General features: G+C 74.3%; 11 protein-coding genes. All 11 read right to left on the bottom strand.

Annotation, left to right across the window (positions count from 1 at the left end):
* The coding region (locus MFF58_RS32280; RefSeq protein ID WP_283206441.1) for a 1-deoxy-D-xylulose-5-phosphate synthase N-terminal domain-containing protein at positions 1-144 on the bottom strand (144 nt) is incomplete at its 3' end.
* 43 nt (positions 145-187) lie between these two features.
* Entirely contained in the window at positions 188-448 is a 261-nt protein-coding gene (locus tag MFF58_RS15520) for an exodeoxyribonuclease VII small subunit (RefSeq protein WP_010681936.1), read from the bottom strand.
* Positions 449-587: 139 nt separating this feature from the next.
* Positions 588-1,100 (bottom strand): tyrosine phosphatase family protein, encoded by a 513-nt coding sequence (locus MFF58_RS15515; RefSeq protein WP_238289503.1) that lies wholly within the window; start codon positions 1,098-1,100, stop codon positions 588-590.
* 49 nt (positions 1,101-1,149) lie between these two features.
* Positions 1,150-1,743 (bottom strand): HD domain-containing protein, encoded by a 594-nt coding sequence (locus tag MFF58_RS15510; protein WP_373323346.1) that lies wholly within the window; start codon positions 1,741-1,743, stop codon positions 1,150-1,152.
* Positions 1,744-1,757: 14 nt separating this feature from the next.
* On the bottom strand, positions 1,758-2,372 hold the full coding sequence (locus tag MFF58_RS15505; RefSeq protein WP_238289502.1) for a DNA-3-methyladenine glycosylase I: 615 nt from the start codon (positions 2,370-2,372) through the stop codon (positions 1,758-1,760).
* Between the two features lie 73 nt (positions 2,373-2,445).
* Positions 2,446-3,294, bottom strand: coding sequence for a CAF17-like 4Fe-4S cluster assembly/insertion protein YgfZ (gene ygfZ / locus MFF58_RS15500; protein ID WP_238289500.1), 849 nt, complete (start codon positions 3,292-3,294; stop codon positions 2,446-2,448).
* A 101-nt stretch (positions 3,295-3,395) separates the two neighbouring features.
* Positions 3,396-3,650, bottom strand: a complete 255-nt coding sequence (locus MFF58_RS15495) for a hypothetical protein (protein ID WP_238289498.1) — start codon at positions 3,648-3,650, stop codon at positions 3,396-3,398.
* A 159-nt stretch (positions 3,651-3,809) separates the two neighbouring features.
* The gene (locus MFF58_RS15490; protein ID WP_238289496.1) at positions 3,810-4,271 is read right to left on the bottom strand and encodes a TIGR02301 family protein; all 462 of its coding nucleotides are present in this window, start codon (positions 4,269-4,271) and stop codon (positions 3,810-3,812) included.
* The gene (locus tag MFF58_RS15485) at positions 4,268-4,747 is read right to left on the bottom strand and encodes an NUDIX hydrolase (protein WP_238289494.1); all 480 of its coding nucleotides are present in this window, start codon (positions 4,745-4,747) and stop codon (positions 4,268-4,270) included. Before MFF58_RS15485 ends, MFF58_RS15490 begins: the two co-directional genes overlap by 4 nt.
* A complete protein-coding gene (locus MFF58_RS15480; protein ID WP_238289492.1) occupies positions 4,744-5,862 on the bottom strand; it encodes a hypothetical protein in 1,119 nt (372 codons plus the stop codon). The genes MFF58_RS15485 and MFF58_RS15480 overlap by 4 nt, the downstream gene beginning before the upstream one ends.
* Before the next feature lie 23 nt (positions 5,863-5,885).
* Positions 5,886-6,608 carry an SDR family NAD(P)-dependent oxidoreductase gene (locus MFF58_RS15475; RefSeq protein WP_238289523.1) on the bottom strand — a complete coding sequence of 241 codons (723 nt, stop codon included), beginning with the start codon at positions 6,606-6,608 and terminating at the stop codon, positions 5,886-5,888.
* Positions 6,609-6,765: the final 157 nt, after the last annotated feature.

The following is a 6,765-nucleotide window of genomic DNA, read 5'->3' as shown; positions in this document are numbered from 1 at the left end:
GCCGCCCGTGATCGACACCGCGTCGATCATCTCGGCCCGAACCGCCTCCGCAACGGCCGGAAGCTCCGACTCCGGAAGACCGCGCAACGCCGCAGGATTCGGGACACGGTCTAGGAGCGCGCTCTGCTCGGGGGTAATCGCCACGGCATCAACCTCTATCGGACGGGATCGGTCGGACCGCCGAGCCTCAGGACATATCGAGCGGGGCCACGCCCTCGGGCCGCCCGTCTGAGCCGAGGGTGATCCTCTGGATCCGCGCCTCGGCCCGCTTGAGGAGCGCCTCGCAATGCTTCTTCAGCACCTCGCCGCGCTCGTAGATCGCCACCGACTCGTCGAGCGGCACGTCGCCCCGCTCCAGCCGCCGCACGATCTCCTCGAGCTGCTCCAGCGCCTTCTCGAAGGGCAGGTCGCCGGCGGCGGGGGCCACCTCGGGTCTGCTCGTGGTCATCCCTGATACTTCCTTTGGGGAGGTTCTAAGGCGGTAGACCCCGCGGCTACAACCCAGGCGCGGGGAGCACCAGCCGGCCCGGGACCGTTTTGAACCGGTGCGGCGGCGTTTGCGCCACACCTGGGGCCCGGCGCGACCCTCACGCGAGCGTCAGGGAGAACGGCGTGCCCTCGAAGGCGTCGGCACCCCGGCCGATGCGCGCCACGGCCGCGACCATGCGGCCCTCGCGCCCGAGCATCCGGTCGGCGATGGCGACGAACAGCGGGTTGGGCGTCGCGGACGGGGAGGCCGCCCGCAGGGCGTCGGCGATCGCCGCCTCGTCGCGCTCCGGCGCCAGCGCGCAGGCCGCGATGAAGGCTGCGGCGGTCGAGCGGCTGATCCCGGCGTAGCAGTGGACGACCAGGGGCTTCTCCCGGGGCCAAGCCTGGACGAAGTCGAGCACGCGGGCCACATGGTCCTCCGCCGGCAGGACATGCCCGTCGCGGGCGGTCGCGATGTCGCTGACCCCGATGATCGCGTGGTTCTCGGCCTCGATCACGGCGGGCCGCTCCAGCGGCGTCCCGACATTGATCAGCGTGAGCACGTGGCTCGCGCCGGTGGCGGCGACGGTCTCGGGCAGGCGCGAGAGGGGGCAGACGTGAAGGGTCGGCATCGTGCGGGTGCCAGTGACGTGCGATCGTGACGGATCGAGGGCGGCCGCGTCAGGGACCGCGGAGACGGTGGAAGCGGTCTAGGAACCGCGCCTCGGCCTCGGCGGTCGGCCAGGGCTCCGCCAGGGCCAGGACCGGATCGGGCAGGTCCGCGGCCCGGCCGAAGTAGAGCGCGGCCTCGTCCTGCGCGAACCCCGCGAGGCGGACGGCCTCCAGGTGGGCGGCGCTCCGGTCGGCGCGCTTCACCAACCCGGCGAGCGCCGGCGACGGGTCCGGCAATCCGAAGCGGCGGCGCATGGCGGCGAGCAGGCGCAGTTCGACCCCGCGGTAGGCATCGCCGATCGCGGCCTTGAGCGGGGAGATGATGTCGCCGACCACGTATTCGGGCGCGTCGTGCAGCAGCAGCTCCAGGCCCTCCGGACCGGTGCAGCCGGGGGCCAGATGGCGGCCCACCGCCTCGACCAGCAGGCTGTGCTGGGCCACCGAGAAGACGTGCGGCCCCCGGGTCTGGCCGTTCCAGCGGGCGACCCGGGCGAGCCCGTGGGCGATGTCGGCGATCTCGATGTCGTGGGGCGCTGGGTCGAGGAGGTCGAGGCGGCGGCCGGAGAGCATCCGCTGCCACGCGCGGGGACCCGGCTCGCTCATGGGGCTCGCCCCGCTCACGGGGCCAGCCCCAGCGCGGCGCAGGGCCCGTGCCGATGACACGCGACGAGGTGATCGTTGACCATGCCGACCGCCTGCATGAAGGCGTGCACGATGGTGGGGCCGCAGAACGCGAACCCCTCCGCCTTGAGCGCCTTGCCGATCGCCCGGGAGACCGGCGTCTCCGTGGCGATCCCGGCCCGGTTCCGGGCCGTGCCCTGGATCGGCCGGCCGTCGACGAAGTCCCAGAGGAAGGGCGCGAAGCCGGGGCCGCGCTCCTCGATCCGCAGCCACGCTCGGGCGCCCGCGATGGTGCCCTGGATCTTGGCGTGGTTGCGGATGATGCGGGTGTCCCCCATCAGCCGCGCGACGTCAGCCTCCGTGAAGCGGGCGATCCGCTCCGGGTCGAAGCCCGCGAAGGCGTCGCGGAACCCCTCGCGGCGGCGCAGGATGGTGATCCAGGACAGGCCGGCCTGGAACCCGTCGAGGATGAGCTTCTCGTAGAGGGCCCGGCCGTCGCGCTCGGGCACGCCCCATTCGGTGTCGTGGTAGGCGACGTAGAGCGGGTCGAGTCCCGCCCACCAGCAGCGGGGGCATCCGTCGGGGTGAGCGATCAGGCCGGTCTCGGACATCGCACCGGTTTAACGAGAACAGGAGCGGAACGCCATCGGCGCAGCCAAGCCGCGGAATCGGCCCGACACGACGTCAGCCCGCCGCGCCCGCCGCCTCCGGCATCGCGAAACTCGCGTAGCCCGGGCGCTCCAGCCGCACCGGATACCCGCCCGCAAGCGGGGTCTCGCCTGCCGCCAGCGCGTCGCCCAGCCGGTCGAGGCGGATCAGGGCGAGGCCGCGTCCGCCCGCGGCGCTGCCGGTGGTGCCGAGCACCTTCCCGCCCGCCGTGACCTCGGTGCCGGGTTCAGGGATGCCTTCCGGATAGGCCGCCGCCAGGATGCGGGTGCGGGCGGTGCCCCGGTGCTGCATGCGCGAGACCACCTCCTGGCCGACGTAGCAGCCCTTCTTGAAGTCGACCCCGCCGAACTGGTCCATCAGCGCCTCGTGCGGGAAGGCGTCCCCGAAGGCGTAGTCGCGCCCGCCCTCGGGGACGCCCAGCGCGATCCGGCGGGCATGGTAATCCGCCTCCGCGGCATCGGCCGAGAACGCCCCCTCTTCGGCGTAGAGCCGCGCGCCGAGATCGCCATGACGGGAATCGGCCACCCCCTCGGCGGCGGCCGGCGCGGCGCCGTCCCAGGCGGCCGCGACCGCCACGGTCGGGTCGGCGGCGATCGTCACCTGGGCGCGCAGCTTGTAGAGCGTCAGGCGCTTGGCGAGACCCGCCGCGCTCTCGGCCCGAACGTCGAACCGGAAGCCGTCGGCGAGCCGCGACACCAAGAAGTCGAACAGGACCTTGCCCTGCGGGGTCAGGAGGGCGCCGAGCCGCGCCTCGCTGGCCTGGAGCGTCTCGACGTTGCAGGTCAGCACGCCCTGGAGCAGCGCGGTCGCGTCCGGACCGGTGACGCGGACGAGGGCGCGGTCCGGCAGCAGGGCGACGGGCATGGCAGGCTCTTCCTCACGCGACGGGGGTCCGGCAGGCCGAACCCCGATACCGGGACGTAGTCGCTGCCCGTCCCCGCCTCAACCGTCCGCGATCCCGCCTCTCAGTGCTGGAGGGTCGTGGTGAAGGCGCCCCCGCGGATGCGCTCCGGGAAACCTTCCGCGTACCGGGCCGTCGCTTCCTCGCCGTAGGTCGTCACGAGTTCCTGGAAGGCCGCGAACAGCGCGGCCTGGGCCATGCAATCGCCGTCGAGCCCGTCGAGGCAGCCTTCCGCGAACGCTTCCGAGACGTAACTCAGCGCGACGCGCTTCTCCTCGACATCGACCTCGATGGGGGCGGTCTGAGAGATATGCTGCATGGCCCGATACTTCCGCTGCGCCGGGCACAAGACCCGGCGGACACCACGGATGATAAGCAGGTCCCGGCGGCTCGGCCAGCCGGGAATTTCGAATCGGTTAACGCGAGGACTCAAATCCGATGGTTCGCCGGCATCCTCGCGCGGTGTGCTGCCCCTGCATCACCCCCCGAACCGGCCGGCCAGGGCGTGCGACAGCCGGTCGCCCTCGGCGACGTACCGGGCGGCCGCCTCGTGCGCGGCCGGCGTGCAGACCCGGTAGGTCAGCGCGTAGCCGCGGTAGCCGCGGTTGTAGGCTCCGGCCAGCCGGTCGCGGCGGGCCGGGGTCACGCCCTCGGACTCGATCAGCGCCTTCATGCGGGCGGGCCAGTCGGCGGCGTCCGCGGTCCCGCACAGGCCGCGCAGGAACGCCAGCGCGCCGATGATCTCGGACATGCGCATCAGGTCGCGGTCGTAGGGTGCCGGCGCGTCCGCGGGGGCATTCGCCTCCTTGGACGTCTCCTTCGGGGCGTCCTTGGCGGCGGGCGCGGCCGTCCGGCCGGAGCGCTGCTGCGCGGGAGCCGGGCCCGCCAGCGGCCCGACGAGAAGCGTGAGCACGCACAGGAGCGATGCCGGGTGCCTCACGCCGTCACCCCCCGGTCGCGCATTTCCGCCACGCGGGCGAAGGCCGCCCGCAGGGTGTCGGTCAGGCCCGGGGTCGTCGGCAGGGCGGCGACCTCCGCCAGCGTCGCCCAGCGGGTCCCCAGGGCCTCGGGCCCGGCGACCGGCTCCCCGCCCCGCCACAGGGCCGCGTGCGGGTGGACGACGTAGTGATGCCGGGCGCGCCCGACCTCGTCCCGGACGATGATCTCCGTGGGGGCGAGCACGCCGACCACCTCGGCGGTGAGGCCGACCTCCTCGGACAATTCGCGCAGGGCCGCCTCGGCCAGGGCCTCGCCGGCCTCGACGAGGCCGCCCGGCAGCGTCCAGACCCCGCGCATCGGCTCGTTGGCGCGGGCGGCCAGCAGGACCCGATCGTCCCGGATCACCGCGATCGACGCCCCCACGAAGGGGCGCGTCGGGAACAGGCGGCTCTCGGCCGATGGCTCCTGCGCGGTCACGGCGTCCCTCCCTCGGGGGCGACCACCGCCACCCGCCCGTCGGCGAGGCCGACCACGAGCCGCGTCGCCCCGCCCTCGCCGAGGACCACGATGCCGGTCTCCGGCGGCGCCGGGAGCGGCACGCGCAGGCGCTCGCGCAGCGTGCCCTTGGCGGTGACCAGGGCGATCTCCGGCTTGCCGGCCACCGGCAGCACCAGCTCGGGGCCGCCGGCCAGGGTCGCGACGGCGAGATCCGAATCGCCCGCGCCGGGCGCGTAGCCGTCCGCCGCGGCGGCCGGCTCGATCCGGTCGGGCTGCAGCGTCCAGAGCTGGAGCCGGCCGGCGGCGCTCACCGTCGCGGCCTGGGTCTGGCCGGATCCGGCGAAGTCGGCGATCCCGGCAATCTTCACGGGCGGTCCGGGCTGCGGGGCCGTGCGCGCCGTGACCGTCCAGGCACCGCCGGCCGGCCGATCGACCAGGACGAGGCCGCCCGCATCCGCGCCGGAGCGTGTCGCGGCGAGCAGCATCGGGCGGTCGCCGAGGCGCAGCAGGCGCGGCCGCAGGGGCGCGAACACGGCCTCGCCGCCCGCCGGCACCGTGACGGTGGCCACCGGAACCGGCTTCGGATCGGTGCTGACCGCCATCGGCTGGCGCTCCCGGATCGTCAGCACGGAGGCGGCCTCGCTGCCGTCGGCCGCGCGGGTCCGCCCGGTGAGGTAGGCGCTGAGCGGCCCGGAGAGCGCCCGGCGCGAGCCCGGCAGGGCGCCGCGCGGTGTCTCGGCGGCGGTCAGCCCCTCCACCGCCTCCCGCCCGATCGGCCGGACGGTGACGCTGCCCCCCGAGAGCGTCAGCACGGCGCCGCCGTCCTCACCCCAGACGACGGCCACCGGCGCGCTCTCCTCGTCACCGACCTGCTGGCTCGCCGTCCCGCCGGCGATCGGCAGCAGGCCGGAGGTCGCCACCGAGACCGCGGCCTCGCTGCGGGGCCCGCGCAGGGCGCGGACCTGGAAGGGCAGGTCGAGGATCCGGACGCCCGGCTCAGCCCGGGCGGCGAGCGGGAGGGCGCCCACGAGCAGCCCTGCGAGCAGCGTCCGGCCCCGGAGACCCGGTGCCCGCCCGCGATTCGCGGCGGTCACGCCCGAGGGGGCACGCGGCCTGATCAAACGTGCTGGCCGCCGTTGATGTGCAGCTCGGCCCCGTTCACGTAGGACGAGGCCTCGGTGCACAGGAAGTAAATCGCCTTGGCGACCTCGTCGGGGGTGCCGAGCCGGCGCTGCGGGATCTGCTCGATCAGCTTCTCGGTGCCGGGCGACAGGATCGAGGTGTCGATCTCGCCGGGCGAGATCGCGTTCACCCGCACGCCGAGCGGGCCGAAATCGGCGGCCATCTCGCGGGTCAGGCCGGCAAGCGCCGCCTTCGAGGTGCCGTAGGCTGCCCCCGCGAAGGGGTGGACGCGCGAGCCCGCGATCGACGTCACGTTGACCACCGAGCCCCTGGCCCGGGCGAGCTCGTCGCGCAGGCCGCGGGCCAGCAGGATCGTGGCGAAGAGATTGACCTGGAACACCCGCTGCCAGGCGTCGAACTCCGTGGCGAGCGCTCCGAGGCGCTCCCCCTCCGGCCCCTTCGGCGAGATGCCGGCATTGTTGACCAGCGCGTGCAGCACGCCGCCCTCGGCGGCGAGGCGGCCGCGGACCTCCTCGACGGCGCGAACCGTATCCTGCGCGTCCGCGAGATCGACCTGGAGGTGGTCTTCGGGACCCATCTCCCACGGACAGTTCTCCGGGAAGGGGTGGCGCGAGCAGGTGATCACGCGCCAGCCCGCGGCCGAGAACCGCTTGACGGTGGCGTGGCCGATGCCCCGGCTCGCACCCGTGAGCAGCATGATGCGCCGGCGTTCGTTGACGGGGAGGGCCAAAGCCGTAAGCCTCGCTGGCGGTGGGGATCGCGGCGCGGTCTGGGCGCGGACGTCGTGCCGGTGAGCCTCAACGGTCTAGGCGCACCGCAACAGGAAATCCAGAGCGCGTCGCGCCCCGGGGCGA

Source organism: Methylobacterium longum (assembly GCF_022179385.1).
Taxonomy (GTDB): Bacteria; Pseudomonadota; Alphaproteobacteria; order Rhizobiales; family Beijerinckiaceae; genus Methylobacterium; species Methylobacterium longum.
The sequence above is the reverse complement of the archived record's forward strand: the minus strand, read 5'-3'. Positions and strand labels throughout refer to the sequence as shown.